The organism is Serratia sp. Tan611, from assembly GCF_905188235.1.
In the GTDB taxonomy this organism is placed as follows: Bacteria; Pseudomonadota; Gammaproteobacteria; order Enterobacterales; family Enterobacteriaceae; genus Serratia_B; species Serratia_B rhizosphaerae.
Window position 1 is genome coordinate 3,402,445 of the sequence record NZ_LR994655.1, and the last position, 20,691, is coordinate 3,423,135.

20 protein-coding genes are annotated in these 20,691 nt (G+C 57.2%); 5 read left to right on the top strand and 15 right to left on the bottom strand.

The window, feature by feature from the left end; genetic code table 11:
• Window positions 1–14: 14 nt before the first annotated feature.
• The 3 genes from TAN611_RS16055 to lrhA all read right to left on the bottom strand — a co-directional run bounded on the left by TAN611_RS16055 (window position 15) and on the right by lrhA (window position 2,791).
• Window positions 15–689 carry an NADH-quinone oxidoreductase subunit B family protein gene (locus TAN611_RS16055; RefSeq protein WP_015673158.1) on the bottom strand — a complete coding sequence of 225 codons (675 nt, stop codon included), beginning with the start codon at window positions 687–689 and terminating at the stop codon, window positions 15–17.
• A 29-nt stretch (window positions 690–718) separates the two neighbouring features.
• Complete coding sequence (nuoA, locus tag TAN611_RS16060; RefSeq protein ID WP_015673159.1) at window positions 719–1,156, bottom strand: NADH-quinone oxidoreductase subunit NuoA; 438 nt, start codon at window positions 1,154–1,156, stop codon at window positions 719–721.
• Between the two features lie 711 nt (window positions 1,157–1,867).
• Window positions 1,868–2,791, bottom strand: coding sequence for a transcriptional regulator LrhA (gene lrhA / locus TAN611_RS16065; RefSeq protein ID WP_105231932.1), 924 nt, complete (start codon window positions 2,789–2,791; stop codon window positions 1,868–1,870).
• Window positions 2,792–3,637: 846 nt separating this feature from the next.
• Here lrhA and TAN611_RS16070 point away from each other — a divergent pair.
• Both TAN611_RS16070 and yfbR read left to right on the top strand, forming a co-directional pair.
• Window positions 3,638–4,852 carry a pyridoxal phosphate-dependent aminotransferase gene (locus TAN611_RS16070; RefSeq protein ID WP_105231933.1) on the top strand — a complete coding sequence of 405 codons (1,215 nt, stop codon included), beginning with the start codon at window positions 3,638–3,640 and terminating at the stop codon, window positions 4,850–4,852.
• A gap of 77 nt (window positions 4,853–4,929) precedes the next feature.
• Window positions 4,930–5,529, top strand: a complete 600-nt coding sequence (yfbR, locus tag TAN611_RS16075; protein ID WP_015673162.1) for a 5'-deoxynucleotidase — start codon at window positions 4,930–4,932, stop codon at window positions 5,527–5,529.
• Window positions 5,530–5,575: 46 nt separating this feature from the next.
• Here yfbR and TAN611_RS16080 read toward each other — a convergent pair whose 3' ends face one another.
• The 4 genes from TAN611_RS16080 to yfbV all read right to left on the bottom strand — a co-directional run bounded on the left by TAN611_RS16080 (window position 5,576) and on the right by yfbV (window position 9,267).
• A complete protein-coding gene (locus TAN611_RS16080; protein WP_105231934.1) occupies window positions 5,576–7,408 on the bottom strand; it encodes an SLC13 family permease in 1,833 nt (610 codons plus the stop codon).
• A 100-nt stretch (window positions 7,409–7,508) separates the two neighbouring features.
• Window positions 7,509–8,165 carry a sugar phosphatase gene (locus TAN611_RS16085; protein ID WP_105231935.1) on the bottom strand — a complete coding sequence of 219 codons (657 nt, stop codon included), beginning with the start codon at window positions 8,163–8,165 and terminating at the stop codon, window positions 7,509–7,511.
• Window positions 8,166–8,182: 17 nt separating this feature from the next.
• The gene (locus TAN611_RS16090; protein ID WP_105231936.1) at window positions 8,183–8,677 is read right to left on the bottom strand and encodes a YfbU family protein; all 495 of its coding nucleotides are present in this window, start codon (window positions 8,675–8,677) and stop codon (window positions 8,183–8,185) included.
• Between the two features lie 134 nt (window positions 8,678–8,811).
• Window positions 8,812–9,267 carry a terminus macrodomain insulation protein YfbV gene (gene yfbV / locus TAN611_RS16095; RefSeq protein ID WP_105231937.1) on the bottom strand — a complete coding sequence of 152 codons (456 nt, stop codon included), beginning with the start codon at window positions 9,265–9,267 and terminating at the stop codon, window positions 8,812–8,814.
• A 363-nt stretch (window positions 9,268–9,630) separates the two neighbouring features.
• Here yfbV and ackA point away from each other — a divergent pair, with 363 nt between their 5' ends.
• Together ackA and pta are read left to right on the top strand one after the other, a co-directional pair.
• Complete coding sequence (gene ackA, locus TAN611_RS16100; protein ID WP_105231938.1) at window positions 9,631–10,833, top strand: acetate kinase; 1,203 nt, start codon at window positions 9,631–9,633, stop codon at window positions 10,831–10,833.
• Window positions 10,834–10,995: 162 nt separating this feature from the next.
• Window positions 10,996–13,131: a phosphate acetyltransferase gene (gene pta, locus TAN611_RS16105; protein ID WP_172606333.1), complete on the top strand. Its 2,136-nt coding sequence runs from the start codon at window positions 10,996–10,998 to the stop codon at window positions 13,129–13,131.
• 77 nt (window positions 13,132–13,208) lie between these two features.
• On the opposite strand, the gene TAN611_RS16110 is transcribed toward pta, so the two are convergent.
• The 6 genes from TAN611_RS16110 to TAN611_RS16135 form a co-directional block, all read right to left on the bottom strand.
• On the bottom strand, window positions 13,209–13,634 hold the full coding sequence (locus tag TAN611_RS16110; protein WP_105231940.1) for a putative T6SS immunity periplasmic lipoprotein: 426 nt from the start codon (window positions 13,632–13,634) through the stop codon (window positions 13,209–13,211).
• 94 nt (window positions 13,635–13,728) lie between these two features.
• Entirely contained in the window at window positions 13,729–14,682 is a 954-nt protein-coding gene (locus TAN611_RS16115; protein WP_203066730.1) for a transketolase family protein, read from the bottom strand.
• Window positions 14,675–15,514, bottom strand: coding sequence for a transketolase (locus TAN611_RS16120; RefSeq protein ID WP_160030466.1), 840 nt, complete (start codon window positions 15,512–15,514; stop codon window positions 14,675–14,677). The genes TAN611_RS16115 and TAN611_RS16120 overlap by 8 nt, the downstream gene beginning before the upstream one ends.
• 13 nt (window positions 15,515–15,527) lie before the next feature.
• A complete protein-coding gene (locus tag TAN611_RS16125; RefSeq protein WP_105231943.1) occupies window positions 15,528–16,907 on the bottom strand; it encodes a PTS ascorbate transporter subunit IIC in 1,380 nt (459 codons plus the stop codon).
• Between the two features lie 23 nt (window positions 16,908–16,930).
• Window positions 16,931–17,212, bottom strand: coding sequence for a PTS sugar transporter subunit IIB (locus tag TAN611_RS16130; protein ID WP_105231944.1), 282 nt, complete (start codon window positions 17,210–17,212; stop codon window positions 16,931–16,933).
• 92 nt (window positions 17,213–17,304) lie between these two features.
• On the bottom strand, window positions 17,305–17,748 hold the full coding sequence (locus tag TAN611_RS16135; protein WP_105231945.1) for a PTS sugar transporter subunit IIA: 444 nt from the start codon (window positions 17,746–17,748) through the stop codon (window positions 17,305–17,307).
• A gap of 459 nt (window positions 17,749–18,207) precedes the next feature.
• Between TAN611_RS16135 and TAN611_RS16140 the strand changes: the two genes are divergently transcribed.
• Window positions 18,208–19,227, top strand: coding sequence for a LacI family DNA-binding transcriptional regulator (locus TAN611_RS16140; RefSeq protein ID WP_105231946.1), 1,020 nt, complete (start codon window positions 18,208–18,210; stop codon window positions 19,225–19,227).
• A 55-nt stretch (window positions 19,228–19,282) separates the two neighbouring features.
• On the opposite strand, the gene yfcD is transcribed toward TAN611_RS16140, so the two are convergent.
• Both yfcD and yfcE read right to left on the bottom strand, forming a co-directional pair.
• Entirely contained in the window at window positions 19,283–19,858 is a 576-nt protein-coding gene (gene yfcD / locus TAN611_RS16145; protein ID WP_105231947.1) for an NUDIX hydrolase YfcD, read from the bottom strand.
• A gap of 88 nt (window positions 19,859–19,946) precedes the next feature.
• Window positions 19,947–20,498, bottom strand: a complete 552-nt coding sequence (gene yfcE / locus TAN611_RS16150) for a phosphodiesterase (RefSeq protein WP_111736715.1) — start codon at window positions 20,496–20,498, stop codon at window positions 19,947–19,949.
• Between the last annotated feature and the right edge of the window lie 193 nt (window positions 20,499–20,691).

A 20,691-nucleotide genomic window follows, 5' to 3' on the forward strand; every position in this document is an offset into this window, starting at 1 on the left:
GTTAAATGAACGTCTTAAACCTCGTCAGGCGTGCGCAGATTGGTGACTGCAATACGCTCGCCGTGCTTGCGTTCTCTTTCCGACTGCATGTTGGCGCGATACACACCCTGATCGCCAACCACCCACGACAGCGGACGACGCTCTTTACCGATGGATTCCTGCAGCAGCAGCAGCGCCTGCATATACGCTTCCGGACGCGGCGGGCAGCCTGGGATATACACGTCGACCGGCAGGAACTTGTCCACGCCCTGCACCACGGAATAGATATCGTACATGCCGCCGGAGTTGGCGCAGGCGCCCATGGAGATCACCCATTTCGGCTCGAGCATCTGCTCGTACAGCCGCTGGATGACCGGGGCCATTTTGGTGAAGCAGGTACCCGCCACCACCATAAAGTCGGCCTGGCGCGGGGAAGCACGCAGCACTTCCGCACCAAAACGCGCAACGTCATGAACGGCGGTAAACGAGGTCACCATCTCTACATAACAGCACGAAAGGCCGAAGTTATACGGCCAAAGAGAGTTTTTGCGCCCCCAGTTCACCATGTCATGCAATGCATGTTCGAGTTTACCCATGTAAACCGTGCGGTGAACCTGTTGTTCCAGAGGATCGGCGACGATCTCCTGTTTTTGCAGGGGGTAACGGTCGTTCTCACCGTTCGGGTCTATGCGGGTGAGCGTATAGTCCATCTTAATGCCTCGTTTTTAACCACAAATAACTACTGCGGATGACGGTTGGTGTTAGTGATCGTGCTTGGTTTGACCTGACGCTTTGAGCGTGCAGGCGTCCAGTCCAATGCGCCGATGCGCACCAGATAAACCAGACCGGCCAGTAGCACCAAAATGAAAATGGCGGCTTCGATAAAGCCCACCCAGCCGCTCTCGCGAATCGAGACCGACCAGGCATAGAGATACAAGGCTTCTACATCGAAAATAACGAAGAACATGGCAACCAGATAGAACTTGGCGGACAGGCGCATACGCGCCGAACCGACCGAGTCGATACCGGATTCAAACGGGGTGTTTTTGGCACGCGCACGGGCTCTCCCGCCCAGGAAATACGCGCCCAGCAGCATGAGGCCGCACAGCCCGATGGCCACGACAAGAAATACGGCGAATGCCCAGTGATGAGCGATAACTTCAGTGGTTGTTGACATACTCTTTGCTTACTCATCAAAAGTGGCGTCGATCATTCTGCTCTTATCACGGCAGTTAGTGCACCACATCGATTTAAGGGAAGGATAAATAACCACAAAAAACCAACTGCTATCACAATGCGTTAAGCAGCGTTTTTACTGTGGGCTTTTTACTCCTTTCTATAACCTTTTGTCAACTTTGACAAAAGTATCTACACATTAGTTTACATACGTATCATTTAATTAACATTTCATGCGCCAGCTTTCAGGCTAAATCGTGTCAGTCATTTGCTGTGTAGAAACAGATAGATATCAACCAATATGCACATTTCAGTTTTACTATACCATTCTCTCAGGTATTCCCTGTTGTTCCACTCACTACCTAGGGGTATTTTTTTGATCCAGGACACGTTTTCAGCAGAAATCCTCAAAAAAAGTGTGGCTCTTTAACATTTTTTATAAATTTAAGCGCAAATTTTAACCACACAGTCAGACCATAAGATATCCACAGAAAAAACCTGCCTTCTCGATTTTCGCACAATAGACAAAAAAGCGAAGATAAATATTTTCATACGAATAAACGTGGCTTAACGGCAATAAAGAGTTATACAAATAGACGTTACGGAAAGGATTTATACTGAAGTGATAATAAATTGGATTTTTACTAAAAAAGGCCAAAAAAAACCTCCGCCGTAGCAGAGGTTTTGTGGTTACGCAACGCGCTGTTCGGCGTTATTCGTCTTCATCCACCACATCTTCTGTGGGGGTGGCATTCTGGAAGTTGTAGCTGGTATTGCCGTGCTGTACCGCGCCGAAAATCGCCATTGCCAGCTCATTTTCGCACTGGATATCTTTGCACAGCGTGTATTGCGTCTCCGGCAGCGTCGGCAGGCCTTCCGCCGCGCCCAGCACGCGCAGATCCGGGCTCATCATCTCCACCGGCCGGACGGTTACGCCCAGCCCCGCCTTACATGCGGTGCGAACCGCCGACAGCGTGGAAGCCACATAGGCGATACGCCATGGGATCCCGGCCTCATCCAGATGCTCAATTGCCATCGCGCGGAAAGGACAAGGCTCATCCAGCACCACCAGCGGAATCGGCTCATCCGCCTGGAAGTGGTAATCCGCCGCGCAGTACCACAACGTTGGCGAGGTGCGCAGCACCACATGCGGGTGGCCCACGGTATCAACGGTGGTAATAGCCAGATCCACTTCGCCGCTATTGAGCATATCCAGCATAAATGGACTACGCTTTACCCGTACGTCGACCGCCAGCTTCGGATAGACGGCGGTTACGCGGTTTAACAGGAACGGTAAAATGGTGTCGGCCGTATCATCGGAAGCGCCGATGGTGAGCACGCCCTTGATATTGTTAAACATCAACGAGGCGCAGGCTTCATCGTTAAAGCGCAATATTTTTCTGGCATAACCCAGCAGCTGTATGCCATGCTCGGTAAGCAGTTTATTACGGCCGTGACGGGCGAATAACTCTTTGCCTACCAATTGCTCTAATCGCTGCATTTGCTGGCTGACCGCGGACTGAGTACGGCAGACGGCGACGGCCGCTGCGGCAAACGTATTCAGATCGGCAACAGCCACAAAAGTTCTTAGCAGATCGAGGTCGAGATTAAGTATCGGACGATTTGCATTGGTCATAGTGTTTTTCTTCACTTTTTAAATTCTATATTTGAAACTACCCTGGTGTATTTCTAAGGCACTGTTTAAAAGAACGGCGCCAGGTACGACACTACCCCACTCATAAGTAGAGGGCAAAAAATTCCTTATATTTCGTTACCTCTATCGCCTTTTAGAATGCAACCGATCGCAGCCGCTTAACGGGCACGGATCTGCGCTTTGCTAAAGTGATTGATTTGAGTGGGAACAAGAATTTTACTCATTCCCCCCGCTGAATTACCACACTAAACGTGCTTCTTTTTTCTCATATACGCCCGCAACCTTAGCGTAAAAGCTCATGAAAACTTGGCATTTTTCGCCGATAATACGCGTCAGGCATAAAAATAAATCAATAAATTCAACCAGTAAAAAACCATCCAATCTGAAAGCCAAAATAATAACTTAAATGTTAGTTAAGTCACAAAGTGAAAGTTTTCTAATATAAATATTATTTATGTAGCAGTGTGGTGATGAATTCCCCGTCAAGCCATAAGACTAGTCCGGGAATATCACGCAGATTCGGCATCAAAAGGGAAACATAACGGCTTGCTGCCGAAAGCCAAAGCGCCCTTGCTCACGCTGTGCAGTCAGGTTTACGCCCCTGATCGCCCAACACAATAAAACACCAACAATAAAATAAAAAACAGAATTTAACGCCAACAAAATTTTTTAACCAGACTTATCATCGTTAAAATCGCCATTTTAGCCGATCATTTGCACCAAAGGTGTGCGCAGCCCTTCAAAAGCGCAGGTACCAGGAGTACATTGGTCAGGTTGCGGCGTTCCACGGTAGGAATGCCCTATCCCAGCAGAAGGCACAGTTTTTTTATGTCCCCCATTGAGAAATCCAGCAAACTGGACAACGTCTGTTACGACATTCGCGGCCCGGTGCTCAAAGAAGCCAAACGCCTAGAAGAAGAAGGCAACAAAGTCCTCAAACTCAACATCGGCAACCCCGCCCCTTTCGGCTTTGAAGCGCCGGATGAAATTCTGGTCGATGTGATCCGCAACCTGCCGACCGCTCAGGGCTACTGTGATTCCAAAGGGCTCTACTCGGCGCGTAAGGCGATTATGCAGCACTATCAGGCGCGCGACATGCGCGACGTCACCGTCGAGGATATCTATATTGGCAACGGCGTGTCCGAGCTGATCGTCCAGTCGATGCAGGCGCTGCTGAACAGCGGCGACGAAATGCTGGTGCCGGCGCCTGATTACCCGCTGTGGACCGCGGCGGTTTCCCTGTCCAGCGGCAAAGCCGTCCACTATCTGTGTGACGAAGAAGCCGGTTGGTTTCCGGACCTCGACGATATTCGCAGTAAAATCACCCCGCGCACCCGCGGCATCGTGATCATTAACCCGAACAACCCGACCGGTGCAGTGTACAGCAAAGCGTTGCTGGAACAGATCGTCGAGATAGCGCGCGAACATAACCTGATCATCTTCGCCGACGAAATCTACGACAAAATTCTGTATGACGCCGCCGAACATATCTCTATCGCCTCGCTGGCACCGGACCTGCTGACCGTCACCTTTAACGGTCTGTCCAAGACCTACCGCGTCGCCGGCTTCCGCCAGGGCTGGATGGTGCTGAACGGCCCGAAAAAGCACGCCAAAGGCTATATCGAAGGGCTGGAAATGCTGGCATCGATGCGCCTGTGTGCCAACGTGCCGATGCAGCACGCTATCCAGACCGCGCTGGGCGGCTACCAAAGCATCAGCGAATTTATCCAGCCGGGCGGCCGCCTGTACGAACAGCGCAACCGCACCTGGGAACTGCTCAATGAGATCCCCGGCGTCTCCTGCGTGAAGCCTCAGGGCGCGCTGTATATGTTCCCGCGCATTGACGCCAAACGCTTTAATATTCACGACGATCAGAAGCTGGTGCTGGATTTGCTGCTGCAGGAAAAAGTGCTGCTGGTGCAGGGCAGCGCGTTTAACTGGCCTTACCCCGATCACGTGCGCATCGTTACCCTGCCGCGCGTCGACGAGCTGGAAATGGCGGTCGGCAAACTGGGGCGTTTCCTGGAAAACTACCGCCAGTAAATGTCATTCACGGCGCGTTTGCATAAACGCGCCGTAGTGATCAGAATAAAGCTCCTTGCCGCCGTAGAGAACACCCCATGAGCCAGAGCCATTTTTTTGCCCACCTGTCCCGTCTGAAACTTATCAACCGCTGGCCGCTGATGCGCAACGTGCGCACCGAAAACGTCTCCGAGCACAGCCTGCAGGTGGCGTTTGTCGCCCACGCGCTGGCGGTGATCAAAAACCGCAAGTTCAACGGCAACCTGAACGCCGAACGCGTAGCGCTGCTGGCGATGTATCACGACGCCAGCGAAGTGATCACCGGCGATATGCCGACGCCGATCAAATATTACAATCCGCAGATTGCCCACGAATATAAGAAGATCGAAAAAGTGGCGCAGCAAAAACTGCTGGCGATGATCCCGGAAGAACTGCGCAATGACTTTCGCAGCATCCTGGACGAGCACTGCTACAGCGAAGATGAAAAGCTGGTGGTCAAGCAGGCCGACGCCCTGTGCGCCTACCTGAAGTGCCTGGAAGAGCTGTCGGCGGGCAATCAGGAGTTCACGCTGGCCAAAGCCCGGTTGGAAAAGACGTTGCAACTGCGCAACAGCCCGGAAATGGAGTATTTCATGACGGTGTTTATCCCCAGTTTCAGCCTGTCGCTGGATGAGATCAGTCTGGACGCCGAACTGTAACCGTCAGGGCGCAGCAACCACGTACGCGCCCTGCAATTTACCATTCTCAGAACGGAAACAGCCACGGCACCAGCGCGACGCTGACCAGCATCACCAACACGGTGAACGGCACGCCAAGGCGCACAAAATCACCGAACTTATAATTACCCGGCCCCAGAACCAGCGTATTCACCGGCGAAGAGACCGGCGTCATAAAGGCTGCGGAAGCGGCAATGGCGATAATCATGGCGAACGGATACGGTGATACCGCCATTTCCCGCGCCGCTGCGATGGCAATCGGCGCCATCAGAACCGCCGTGGCGGTATTGGAGATAAACAGGCCGATCGTGGCGCACAGCACAAACAGACAGAGCAGCATCACGCGCGGCCCCATATTGCCGGCCACGTCCATCAGCCCTTGCACGATCAGATCCACCCCGCCGGTCTTCTGCAGCGCCTGCGCAAACGGCATCATGCCGACGATCAGAATAATGCTCGGCCAGTGGATCGATTTATAGGCGCTTTCCATATCGATACAGCGGAATTTCCCCATCAGCAGGCAGGCGATCAGCGCCGCGATAGGGTTCGGCACCTCATCGGTCAGCATCATCGCCACCATCAGCGCCAGACAGAACAGCGCGTGCGGCGCCTGCGTCATCGCCGGCGCCACTTCGTCCACCTCCGCCGGCAGGTTGAGTACGATAAAGTCGTGAGTTTTGCTCTGCAGCTGGCGAATGGCCTTCCAGTCGCCAATCACCAGCAGCATATCCCCCAGCGCCAACGGCTCATCCACCAGCTTGCCCGCCAGCGTCTCACCATTGCGGCGAATGCCGACCACGTTGAGATCGTAGCGGCTGCGAAAACCGTTTTCCCGCAGGCTTTTACCCAGCAGCGCCGAATCGGGGATCAGCGATACCTCCGCCATGCCGACGTTGCGCGACTGTTCAGAGAAATAGTCGCCGCGCAACACCATCGGTTCCAGCTGCTGCTCGCTGCAGAATTCACGCAGATCAACGTCGCTGGCCGACATATCGATCAGCAGCACATCACGTTCGCGCAGCTCGGTACTGCCGGAGGCGCTGACCATCACCCGCCGGAAACGCTTCCAGCGCTCAATGCCCACCACGTTGGCGCCGTAGCGCGCCCGCAGATGCAGCTCATCCAGCGAACGCCCCACCAGCGGGGAGCCGCGGCGCAGCGCCAGGCGTCGCGCCCGCCCGGTCAGTTTGTAATCGCGGATCAAATCGCGGAAAGTGCGTCGCTGCCAGCTCTCTTTACGGTTGTCCGGCGATTCGCCGCCCAGCCAGCGCCGCGCCAGCAGCATATAGCCCACGCCGAGCACCAGCACCACGATGCCGATCGGCGTGACGCCGAAGAAACCGAAGCCGCGAATGCCCTCGCGCACCAGCTCACTGTTCACCACCATATTCGGCGGCGTCGCCACCAGCGTCATCATCCCGCTGATCAGGCCGGCAAAGCTCAGCGGCATCATCAGCCGCCCCGGCGCGGTTTTCATCCGCGCCGCCACGCTGAGCACCACCGGGATAAAAATCGCCACCACGCCGGTGGAGCTCATAAACGCGCCCAGCCCGGCCACCGTCACCATCAGCAGCACCAGCATTTTGGTTTCGCTGCTGCCGGCCACCTTCACCAGCCAGTCCCCGACCTGATAGGCCACGCCGGTGCGCACCAGCCCTTCGCCGATAACGAACAGCGCGGCGATCAGAATTACGTTCGGGTCGCTAAAGCCGACCGTCGCCTCCTGCAAGGTTAGCGTTCCGCTTAACACAAAGGCGATGATCACCAATAAGGCGACCACATCCATGCGCAGTTTGTTGGTGGTAAACAGCACAATCGCCACCAGCAACAAACACAACACCCACAGTAATTCGCTGTTCAAATCGGCCTCGTCCGTCCGCCAGGTTCCAAGGTCTTAAAAATTAGCACAAAAAAACCCCGCGCATGCGGGGTCTAATCAATTTGCCGGCGAATAGCGGCGATCAGTCGCGCAGCGTGATGCGCGCGCCGTGCGCCCCGCCGTCAACCTGCAATTGCTCCAGGGAGGAAAGGCGCAGATCGACCTGTTCCAGCTGCGGCGCATCGGCAGGCGCATTGACCGCAATCACCTGACAGCCGGCGGCCAGGCCCGAAGCGATGCCCGCCGCCGCGTCTTCCACCACCACGCACGCCTGCGGCGCCAGCCCCAGGCGCTCCGCACCCAGCAGATAAGCGTCCGGCTGCGGTTTACCGCGCTCGACCTGCTCGGCGGTGACAAATACCGCCGGCAGCGGCAGCCCCGCCGCCTCGCGGCGCGCGCTGGCAACCGGCACCGAACCGGAGGTGACGATCGCCCAAGGAATACCCAGCGTGTTCAGCCGTTCCAGCAGCGCCGCCGCACCCGGCAGGGCGCGTACGCCGTCGGTATCCTGCGCTTCCACCTGCTCCAGCAGGTCGTGCTCATGCTGAATATCGGCCTCGCTGGCGCCCGGCATAAAGTGGCGCAAAGAGGTAATGGCCTGTTTACCGTGAATAAAATCCAGCACCTCCTGCGGATCGACGCCGTGCCGGTTGGCCCACTGGGTCCAGGCGCGCTCCACGACGGGCAATGAATCTACCAACGTACCATCCAGGTCGAACAGAAAACCTTTACACTCCACAGGAAACCTCTTTTTAATCAAGCGTTAATAATTTGCGCTATTTCGACGGCGCTCAAATGATACTGACGCGGACAGGACAGCCACAGCGCCAGCATGCGCTGATATTTATCCCACATTTTGGTCTGGGCGTTAAAGCCGTGGCTGCCGGCGTCGAAGTGAGTATAGCGTCCCTCGGTGTTGACCAGGAAACGCACATAGCTCAGGTAGCGCGCCTCGGTCGCCGCATCAAAGCCGAGGAACGCCAGACGACGCGCCTCCAGCCCCTGGCGATCCTTGAGATTCTCCCAGGACACCTGCAGCGCATGGTGCATTTCCATAATATTGATGATGGTGCGGCAAACCTCTTCGCTCATCTCGTCAAAATCACGATCCAGTTCACGCAGCTGCAGGCCGAAACCGCGCTCCACCACGGTTTGCAGGCGGCGGTAGCGCTCGGCGTTGCCCGGGTCGAGCATCGTCATCATCTTATACTGGTTAGACAGGATCAGGCGTTGGGCGTGGGTCATTTCCATGTTTAGGGTCCTCAGTTCTGCAAATTGGCGTGAGCATCGCATACTGATTTGAGGCATGGAATCACAACCCGCCGCTTCTTTGATTTGCGCCAAGTTTGACGCCGCCGGGGCGTTACGCCCGGCGGCGGCGGACCTCAGAGATCGTCCAGGAAGGTCTTATCCAGCTGCTTGAACGCGCGCTTGAGCAGATCCGCCAGCGACTGATAGGTCGGCGTGCCTTCCACCGGCGCCAGCGCCTGACCGGCCTGCGCCAGCTTGTCGCGCACCTCATGGAACCAGCCGAGCAACGCTGGCGGCAGCGGCGTCAGCGAACGGCGCCCCAGCCACCACAGTCCCTGCATCGGCAGGCTGCAGGCAAACAGCGCGGTGGCGATCGCCGGGCCGAGCTGGCCGCCCAGCGCAATCTGCCAGGTCAGGGTGAACACCGCCAGCGGCGGCATAAAACGAATGGCGAAACGAGTGGCGCGCGCAACGCGATTCTCCGGAAAGACCGGGGCCAGACGTTTGTCCGACGGCCAGGTTTTCATATAGTGCTGTCCGCGTTGGAATACCTGAAACCAACTTACGGAACCGGACGGTTTGCTCGTCATCGCGTACCTCAACGTCGCAGAAAAATGGGGTGGCGCCAACCACAATACTAAAAAATTTGAAGCTTTAAATTTATTTTGTGTTTACCGCGGGCTATCGGTATCCTAAACCGGCCTTTTGGCCAGCTAGAAGATGACGACAAGTTTGTCAAATTTTGTCAATTTTTAGCCCTATAACAAGCAAGATTACTTAAACCGTGGAGAAACACCCGGTTTTTTCACCATCATGTGTTTTCTGTGCTTCACATGATGTTAATCATAAATGTCAACGGCATTATGCGCTACGCTTGTTGTCTGATTGACGATTAATTCACTACGTGTTTTTTGATTTTCTTTTAACAACACGAACTATAAGTAGGTACTTCCATGTCGAGTAAGCTAGTACTGGTTCTTAACTGCGGCAGTTCTTCCCTGAAATTCGCGATCATTGATGCTATCAACGGTGAAGAACATCTTTCCGGTTTGGCTGAATGCTTCCACCTCCCCGAGGCGCGCATTAAGTGGAAAATGGACGGCGGCAAGCAAGAAGCGGCACTCGGTGCCGGTGCGGCCCACAGCGAAGCGCTGAATTTTATTGTTAACACCATCCTTGCACAAAAACCTGAACTTTCCGCCCAGCTGACCGCCATTGGTCACCGTATCGTACACGGCGGCGAGAAGTTTACCGCCTCCGCCTTGATCAACGATGAAGTGCTGCAGGGTATCAAAGATTCCGTGCCGTTTGCACCTTTGCACAACCCGGCGCACCTGATCGGTATCAATGAGGCGCTGAAGTCTTTCCCTGCGCTGGCTGACAAGAACGTCGCCGTGTTCGACACCGCGTTCCATCAGACTATGCCTGAAGAATCCTATCTGTATGCCCTGCCGTACAGCCTGTACCGCGACCACGGCGTACGCCGCTACGGCGCACACGGCACCAGCCACTTCTTCGTGACCCAGGAAGCGGCCAAAATGCTGAACAAGCCGGTGGATGAGGTCAACGTCATCACCTGCCACCTGGGCAACGGCGGCTCCGTGACCGCAGTGCGCAACGGCAAATGCGTCGACACCTCCATGGGTCTGACCCCGCTGGAAGGTCTGGTGATGGGCACCCGCAGCGGCGACATCGACCCGGCGATCATCTTCCACCTGCATGACGCGCTGGGCATGAGCGTCGATCAGATCAACAAACTGCTGACCAAAGAGTCCGGCCTGCTGGGTCTGACCGAAGTCACCAGCGACTGCCGCTATGTGGAAGACAACTACGCCACCAAAGAAGATGCCAAGCGCGCGATGGACGTCTTCTGCCACCGCCTGGCGAAATACATCGGCGCCTACAGCGCGCTGATGGACGGCCGTCTGGACGCGGTGATCTTCACCGGCGGCATCGGCGAAAACGCCGGCATGGTGCGTGAAATGACCCTGAACAAGCTGGGCCTGCTCGGCTTCGAAGTCGACCATGAACGCAACCTGGCCGCCCGTTTCGGCAAAGCCGGGGCCATCACCAAAGACGGCAGCCGTCTGGCGCTGGTGATCCCGACCAACGAAGAGTTGGTTATCGCGCAGGACGCAGCCCGCCTGACTGCGTAACGTACCAAACACCGTCAGCTCCGGCTGGCGGTGTTGTTTCAGCCTTATCGCCGCCGCAGACGGCCCCGTTGGCCGCACTGCTTTGCCGCCCGGCCGCAGCGCACGATCAGGCGACTACCGCATATCCATCGTGAAGAGGACTATTCTGTGTCACGTACAATTATGTTGATCCCCACTGGCACCAGCGTCGGTTTGACCAGCGTCAGCCTGGGCGTCATCCGCTCCATGGAGCAGCAAGGCGTTCGCCTCAGCGTATTCAAACCTATCGCCCAGCCGCGCACCGGCGACGATACCCTCGACCAGACCACCACCATCATCCGCAGCAACTCCACCATTCCGGCCGCCGAGCCGCTGCGCATGAGCTATGTGGAAAGCCTGCTCAGCTCCAATCAGCAGGACGTGCTGATGGAAGAGATCGTGGCGCGCTACCACGAAAATACCAAAGACGCGGAAGTGGTGCTGATCGAAGGCCTGGTGCCGACCCGCAAGCACCAGTTCGCCAGCGCGCTGAACTATGAGATCGCCAAAACCCTGAACGCCGAGATCGTCTTCGTGCTGGCGCTGGGCAACGACTCGCCGGCGCAGCTGAAAGAACGCATCGAACTGGCGCGCACCAGCTTCGGCGGCAGCAAGAACAAAAACATCACCGGCGTTATCATCAACAAACTGAACGCGCCGGTCGACGAGCAGGGTCGCACCCGCCCTGACCTGTCGGAAATCTTCGACGACTCCACCAAGGCCAGCGTCGCCAATGTCGATCCGAAGCAGCTGTTCGCCAACAGTCCGCTGCCGGTGCTCGGCTGCGTGCCGTGGAGCTTCGATCTGATTGCCACCCGCGCCATTGATATGGCACGCCACCTGAAGGCGCGCGTGATTAACGAAGGCGATATCATGACCCGCCGCGTGAAGTCCGTGACCTTCTGCGCGCGCAGCATCCCGCATATGCTGGAACACTTCCGCCCTGGCTCGCTGCTGGTGACCTCCGCCGACCGCCCGGACGTGCTGGTTTCCGCCTGTCTGGCGGCGATGAACGGCGTGGAAATCGGCGCGCTGCTGCTGACCGGCGGCTATGAAATCGACGAGCCGATCAAAAAGCTGTGCGAACGCGCATTCGCCACCGGCCTGCCGGTGTTTATGGTGGACACCAACACCTGGCAGACCTCACTGAGCCTGCAGAGCTTCAACCTCGAAGTCCCGACCGACGACCATCAGCGCATCGAAAAAGTGCAGAACTACGTGGCCAGCCATATCAGCGCCGAGTGGATCGAATCGCTGACCGCCGCCTCCGAGCGCTCGCGTCGCCTGTCGCCGCCGGCGTTCCGTTACGAGCTGACCGAACTGGCGCGTAAAGCCGGTAAACGCATCGTTCTGCCGGAAGGCGACGAGCCGCGCACCGTGAAAGCGGCGGCAATCTGCGCCGAACGCGGCATTGCCGAATGCGTACTGCTCGGCAACCCGGATGAGATCCAGCGCGTTGCCGCAGCGCAGGGCGTGGAACTGGGCAAAGGCATCGAGATCGTCGATCCGGAGCAGGTACGTGAAAACTACGTGCCGCGTCTGGTTGAACTGCGCAAAAACAAAGGCATGACCGAAGTGGTGGCACGTGAGCAGTTGGAAGACAACGTGGTGCTCGGCACGCTGATGCTGGAAAAAGGCGAAGTCGACGGCCTGGTTTCCGGCGCCGTGCATACTACCGCCAATACCATCCGTCCGCCGCTGCAGCTGATCAAAACCGCGCCGGGCAGCTCGCTGGTCTCTTCCGTGTTCTTTATGCTGCTGCCGGATCAGGTGCTGGTCTACGGTGACTGCGCGATCAACCCGGATCCGACCGCCGAACAGCTGTCCGAGATCGCCATCCAGTCGGCGGACTCCGCCAGCGCATTCGGCATCGAGCCGCGCGTGGCGATGATCTCCTACTCAACCGGTAACTCCGGCGCCGGCAGCGACGTGGAAAAAGTCCGCGAAGCGACCCGCCTGGCGCAGGAAAAACGTCCGGACCTGATCATCGACGGCCCGCTGCAGTACGACGCCGCCATCATGGCCGACGTGGCGAAATCCAAAGCGCCGAACTCGCCGGTTGCCGGTAAAGCCACCGTGTTCATCTTCCCGGATCTGAACACCGGCAACACCACTTATAAAGCGGTGCAGCGTTCCGCCGATCTGGTGTCCATCGGGCCGATGCTGCAAGGCATGCGCAAACCGGTGAACGACCTGTCGCGCGGCGCGCTGGTAGACGATATCGTCTATACCGTAGCGCTGACGGCCATTCAGTCTTCCCAGGCTGATGCCCAGGCGTAATTCAAACGCCTGACAAAAAAATACAGGGGCCGGCAATGCTGGCCCCTGCCATTTCCGCTATCCGCACTCCGTCCGATTCAAGGTTCCTGACCGGTGATAACCTGTAAGATACGGCCGTCGTCGATTTTCAGCGAAAAACTGCGTTGCCAGAAGCGTTTGCTATCGGCGTCCTGCGACGCTACGGTACTGATTGCCACGGTATAAAGTACATCGTTCTCAAAAGCGCTAAAGGAATAAGGGATGCATTGCCCGGCACTCACCGACTCCGCCGGCTGCGGCGGCATAACACTCCTGCGCCAGACTTCACGCGTTTGCTTATCCTGCCGTTGATCGATAGCAATGCTGACAAGGTTAACCTTGGCATCTGCGCTCAGATGCTCTGCCGGCAGAGAGAAACAGAGATTGCTCCCCTGTAAAACGACCTCTGCCGCATAAAAACGCTGCTTCTCAAGCATACAGCCGCTGAGTAACACGGTGATTATCAGCGTATAGATTCTTTTCATTTTAGACTTTCCTGTCTGTAAGAGTGTACCGCAATCCTTTCGGTGGCCAATTATAACGCTTTCGAACCCAAGGCCGGCACTGCCGGCCCCGTTTTTACAACAGCTGCTGCGCCGCCGCCAGAATATGCTCCGCCGTCAAACCATACTCCTGCTGCAAAAATGCCTGTGTGCCGACCTGGCCGTAGCGCTCCTTCACGCCTACCCGGCGCATCGGCGTCGGGCAGTGTTCCGCCAGCACCTCCGCCACCGCCGAACCCAGCCCGTTATGGATACTGTGGTTTTCACAGGTGACGATGCGCCCGGTTTTGGTCGCATAGCGGGTAATGATATCGCGGTCGATCGGCTTGAGGGTGAACATATCGATCACCGCCGCGCTAACCCCTTGCCGCGCCAGCATCTGCGCCGCCTGCAGCGCTTCGGCCACCATAATGCCGTTGGCGATCAGCGTGATGTCCTCGCCGTCGCGCAGCAGGTTGCCCTTACCGATGGTGAACTGCGCGCCATCCTGATAAATACGCGTCGCCTGCTTGCGCGTGGTGCGCACCCAGTAAAAGCCTTCCTGCGTCATCAGCTGGCGCAGGATATCGGCAAACATGGTAGCGTCGGTTACTTCCAGCACCACCGAGTGCGCCAGCCCGCGCACGATGCCCATATCCTCAAACGACATATGGGTGCCGCCGTTATGGCAGGCGGTCACCCCCGCATCGGAGGCGATCACCTTGACGTTATTGCGCTGATAATCCAGTGACATAAACAGCTGATCGAAACAGCGGCGGCTGGCGAAGGCGGTAAAGGTGTGCACGAACGGCACCCGCCCGGTCAGTGACAGGCCGGCCGCCACGCCGATCACATTCGCCTCCATAATGCCGCAGTTAATCACGTGGTGCGGATGATCGCGCTGTACGCCATCCATCGCCATCGAGCTCATCAGATCCGCCTCCAGCGCGATAATCGGCGCCCCCTGCTCTATCTGGCCGCGCACCATGCCGGCATACACCTGTCGCATTTCAACGCGGTCTTGTTCCATCTGCGTTCTGTCGTTAAACATGGGCGGCCTCCAGTTCGGCTATGGCGTGTTCGATATGCTGACGCACCTCCGGCGTCAGCCGCAGGTGGTGCGAGTTGCTCAGTTGCTCCAGATAGGGCACCCCCTGGCCTTTAACGCTGTCGAGAATCACCACCAGCGGCCGCTGCTCGCCGCTGCGGCGCGGCGCTACCGCCGCACGGATCGCCGCAATATCGTCCCCTTTGACGCTCTCGGCCGCGAAGCCGAAGGCGCGGAACTTGCCCGCCAGATCGAAGGGTTTGATCACCTCATCCAGCAGGCCGTCCAGCTGCTGTTTGTTGTAATCGATAAACAGCGTCAGGTTGTGCAGATTATGGTGCGCAATAAACTGGAACGCCTCCCAGCACTGACCTTCGTTCAATTCGCCGTCCCCAAGCAGGCAAAACACCCGGTTATCGCGCTGCGCCAGCCGGTGCGACAGCGCCATGCCGGCGGCGATGGAGACGCCCTGTCCCAACGAGCCGGTGGTGGCATCCACCCCTCGGGTGCGCAGCCGGTCCGGATGGCTGGGCAGGCGGGTGCCGTTCTGGTTCAGCGTGCCCAGCTCTTCCAGCGGGAAATAGCCTTTCAGCGCCAGCGTGCTGTACAGCGCCGGGCCGGCATGCCCCTTCGACAACACAAAATTGTCGCGCTGTGGCCAGTCCGGATCGCCGGGATCGATGCGCATTACCTCGCCGTACAGCACCGCCAGCGTCTCCACCACCGACATGCAGCCGCCGTAGTGGCCGAAGCCCAGCCCGGTCAGCGCCTTCAGCGTCTCCAGACGAATTGCCTTCGCCAGCAGCCGCAGTTCCCTGATATCTGTCGTTGTCATTATATGGCCCTCACTATTTTTTAACGCCGTCGCCGGAAGGCGCGCCTTTGCGTTTCCCCAGCAGGTTATGCGCCACCAGCAGTGCGAAAATGATCACCACCGTCGCCATAATCGCTTCGGTATTCATAAAGCGCGCCATATTGCCCAGCACGATGCCCAGCACGCCAAAATCGGCGTCGGAGAAAGTGGTGTTGGCAAAACCCAGCGCGCCCAGCACCGGCAGCAGCAGCATCGGCAGGAAGGTAATCAGTACGCCGTTGGCAAACGCACCCAGCATGGCGCCGCGGCGACCGCCGGTGGCGTTACCAAAGACGCCCGCCGTCGCGCCGGTGAAGAAATGCGGCACCACGCCCGGCAGGATCAATACCAGCTTGAACTGTCCCAGCAAGAACAGGCCGACCAGCCCGCCCAGGAAGCTGAACAGGAAGCCGATCAGCACCGCGTTAGGCGCGTAGGGATACACCACCGGGCAGTCCAGCGCCGGGCGCGCATTCGGCACCAGCTTTTCGGAAAAGCCGGTAAACGCCGGCACGATTTCCGCCAGAATCAGACGCACGCCCTGCAGGATAATAAACACCCCGGCGGCGAAGGTGATGGCCTGAATAATGGAGTACACCAGATAGTTCTGCCCGGCGCTCAGCGCGCTTTCCACATAGCTCTGCCCAGCGCTGATCGCCATGATCAGGTAGATAATGATCATGGTCAGTGAAATGGAGATCGAGCTATCGCGCAGGAAGCTGAGATTTTTCGGCAGGTTCATCTCTTCGGTGGAACGCGAGTTTTTGCCGACGCGGCCGCCAATCCAGCCGGACAGCACATATCCCAGGGTGCCGAAATGACCGAAGGCGATATCATCATTGCCGGTAATCCGCCGCATATAGCGCTGGGCAATGGCGGGGAAAAACGCCATCACCAAACCCAGCGTCAGGGCGCCGGTAAACACCAGCGGGATCCCCTCAAAGCCGGCCACCGACAGAATGATGCTGATCATGCAGGCCATATAGAAGGTGTGATGACCGGTAAGAAAAATGTATTTCAGCCGGGTAAAGCGGGCGACGATAATATTCGCCACCATGCCAAACGCCATAATCAATGCGGTAGAGGCCCCGTACTTCTCCAGCGCAATAGAAACGATCGCCTCATTATTCGGAATGATGCCCTGGATATTAAATGCGTGTTCAAACATCCCCCCCAGCGGATTCAGCGAGCTGACTAATACGCTCGCGCCGCCGCCCAATACAATAAAACCGAGAATAGTTTTTACCGTGCCCTTTACCACATCGGAAAACGATTTTTTCTGCGCTAATAAACCAATCAGCGCAATAACCCCCACCAGCACCGCAGGGACTTTTAATATATCAACCACAAATCTGAGCGTTTCCTGGATAAACATATCCACCTCGCCAATTGCGTTGCTTAGATAATGGAGTGCGCAATAAAGTAAGCGCGCAGTTTGTTTTCCAGCTCGTTAATATCAATGATATTGCTGATGACCACGAGCTGATCTGCCGGCACGCTGGCGCTGTCGGCGATATCTTTTGCCATCACAAAAATATCGGCGGCGCCCGGCGTGGCGGAGGAAAGATCCGAGTGCTCCACCTCTGCCTCAACCGCCATTTTTTTCAGCACCTTTTTAATATTCATTTCCACCATAAAGCTACTGCCGAGGCCGGAACCGCAAATTGCCATAATCTTCATTATTTTCACCTGTCAAATTTTAAGCGTAGGGTAAGGCCGCAGAAATTATTCTGCGCTGGGTCTTTTCCGGTAAGAATAAATAAACCTGGGAATTAATAGCGGGCGATAATCTCCTCAATCTGTTTTATATCGGTGGCGCCGAATAACGCACTCATCGCCCGTTCATCGGCAAATAATTCCGCCAACTGCGCAATCAGTTCGATATGGCTGTCACCATCCGGCGCCGACAGCATCACCACCACAAACACCGGGTCGTTGTCCTGTGAATGGAAACGCACGCCCTGATGCAGCTTCAGCAGCGACAGGCCGAGCGCCTTTGCCCCCTCTTCCGGTCTGGCGTGGGGCATGGCGATGCCGGGCGCCAGCACAAAATAGGGTCCCAGCGTCTGATACTGACGAAAGATCGCCGTCAGATAGTCGGCGCTGATGATCCCGCCCCGCAGCAAAGGCTGCGCGCTCAGCGTTATCGCCTGCCGCCAGTCTTCCACCTGCTCGCACAGCTGGATATGCTCTGCCTTCAGCCAGTCTTTCAGCACATCTCCTCCTTCAGCCCGATACAGCGTCGCCGTCGACGCCCGTTTGCCCGGGCAACGAAGAAACTTTAATCAACGTTTTTACGCCTCACTGTGATAAAGATCTCAAAGATAGCGCTACCAAAACGTTATCGCCCGGTTCTGTGATAGCGCTATCAAAAAAATGCAGCGCCGCTGCCGTTGTCGCACAGTTTTTTATCGCTGATGGAAGGAACGCGTTAAAATGGATCCCATACCGGGATAGTAAGGGTCAGTGACAGCGCTTCTTACAGCCACATTCACTTGGCGCCTATCCCATTAGGCCATTTTACCGTTTAGCCCTGGGCAGGGCTCAGAACCCCCGCGTACCCTGTGTACGCTCCGGTTCTTCCGCGCTGTCCGTGGCCAGACTGTCGGTAACATTTAACGCCTACTGGGGTTGGCGCTTATGCGCACGATGCGCATTTTCAGTCGGGATTACGCATGTCGATCGGTAAAAAACGCCGCAGTACCGGCAGGGTTACGCTGGCCGAGGTCGCCCAGCTGGCAGGCGTCGGCACCATGACGGTGTCGCGCGCGTTACGCACGCCGGAACAGGTTTCAGACAAACTGAGAGAGAAAATTGAAGCGGCGGTCAATGAGCTGGGCTACCTGCCCAATCTGGCCGCCAGTTCGCTGGCGTCGGCGTCGTCTTATACCATCGCCATGGTGGTGCCGAGTTTTTCGGAGTCCGGCTGCGCCGAGATGTTCGCCGGCCTGCAGCAGGTGCTGCAGCCGGCGGGTTATCAGATCATGCTGGCGGAGTCGCAGCACTATCCGGAACGTGAAGAGAAACTGCTGACCACCCTGCTGTCCTACAATCTGGCGGCGGCGGTGCTGCTCAGCGTCGAACACTCGCCGACCACCCGTCAGGCGCTGCAGGCCGCCAATATCCCGGTGGTGGAAATCGGCGCCCTGCGCGATGACCCGATCGATATCACCATCGGCATCGATTATGTCGCCGCCATGTACCAGTTAACCCACACGCTGATCGCCGGCGGCTATCAGAATATCGGCCTGCTGTGCGCCAACCAGGAGCAGTGGATTTTCCAGCAGCATCTGCAGGGTTGGCATCAGGCGCTGCTGCGCAGCCATATGTCGCCGCACCGGGTGATCAACGCCGCACAGCCCGCCAGTTTCGCCACCGGCGCTCACCAGCTGCCGGAGTTTTTGCTGGCCTGGCCGGAGCTGGACGCCCTGGTATGCGCCTCGGACGAGCTGGCCTGCGGCGCGCTGTATGAATGCCAGCGCCGGCACGTCAAGGTGCCGGAACAGCTGGCGGTGGTCGGCTTCGGCAACAGCGAGGTCAGCCGGGTCTGCCAGCCGCCGTTGACCACCATGACGGTGCCGCACCGGGAGATCGGCATTCAGGCCGGCAAGGCGCTGCTGGCGCGGCTGAATGATCAGGAATGGCATGCTGAAGGTTCGCTGCCCTCAACGCTGTGCCGCCGCGACAGCTGCTGAAAACGACAACGCCGGTCAGAAGACCGGCGTTATACTTTAATATATCCGTGCAAAATCAGGCGTTTTCCGCGCCGTCCTCCGGCTTTTCCGCCCGCGCCAGCGGCTTGCCGTAATCCTGTTCGTTGTTGCGTGTCAGCCACAGCGACAGCGCTTTCAGCGAATCCGGTGTAAAGTCGTCGCAGCGCGCGGTGATCTCTTCCGGCGTCAGCCAGGTCACCTCCACCACCTCTTCTTCCTGCAGCGCAAACGGCCCGTGTGATACGCAGCTGAACAGCGCGCCCCAGACGCGGCACTGCTCCTCTTCAAAATAGAACTGGCCGTGCTCGGCGAACGGCACGCCGGCAATCCCCAGCTCTTCCTCCGCTTCACGGCGTGCGGAGTCCAGCACGTTCTCGCCGCTTTGCACCACGCCGCCGGCAGTCGCATCCAGCCGTCCCGGATAGATATCCTTGGAATCGGTACGGCGCTGAACCAGTATTTTCCCCATCCCATCATGCACCACAATATAGGTCGCACGATGGCGTAGCCGTTCCGCACGCATCTGTTGACGACTGGATTGAGCAATCACCTCATTTTGCTCGTTGACGATATCAACCCACTCGCTCGCTGCAGCCTGATCCTGTTCCGCCATCCTATAAAACCTTCTATTTTGGCGCGAGGGTCATCGCGCGCTGGTTGACCAATTAGCCGTATTCAATGATTCTTATTGTGTGTATAAATTAGTGCGTTAATGCCGCCTCTGCAACAACCTCGCCGCCGTACAGCGTGACCACGCGCAAAGTCTGGTCCTCCAGCATGCCGTAGCTGGCCGGGAAGCCGCCTTTGGGCAAACTGACCGACCCCGGATTAAAGCAATAAATCTCCCCGCAGCGCTGTGCCTGCGGCAGGTGCGTATGGCCGTAAGCCAGCACGTCCCCGGCCGATAACGGCGGCAGTGCGGAGGGATGATAAAGGTGACCGTGGGTTAAAAACAATCGTCTTTTTTGCCATAGCACCTGTTGCCAAGGCGCATCCATCGGGAAAGACAGCAGCATCTGATCGACCTCGCTGTCGCAATTGCCCCGAACGGCGATGATCTTGTGCGCATAGCGATTCAATTGTTCGGCAACCTGCGCCGGCTGGTAACCGTCCGGCAGCGCGTTGCGCGGGCCGTGATTCAGCAAATCGCCCAGCAAAATCAGCCAGTCGGCGCCCTGTTGTGCAAACAGCTCCAGCACCCTGGCCGTCGCCGGCAGCGAACCGTGCAGGTCCGAGGCAAACATCAGTTTCATCCCCTTTCCTCCTTTCTGCGAAACAGGCGCTATTTTAGCGTAGAACAGACGGTTAAAAAAACACGCGCCAACAGGGGCGGCCAATTTCCGAAAATGGCGATGATCGTCTAAGCTGGACTGCGGGTCGTCTGCGATCGACGCTGACGCGCCGCCGGGTTTAATGGACAAACCGGCGCAACAGTATAAGAATGAT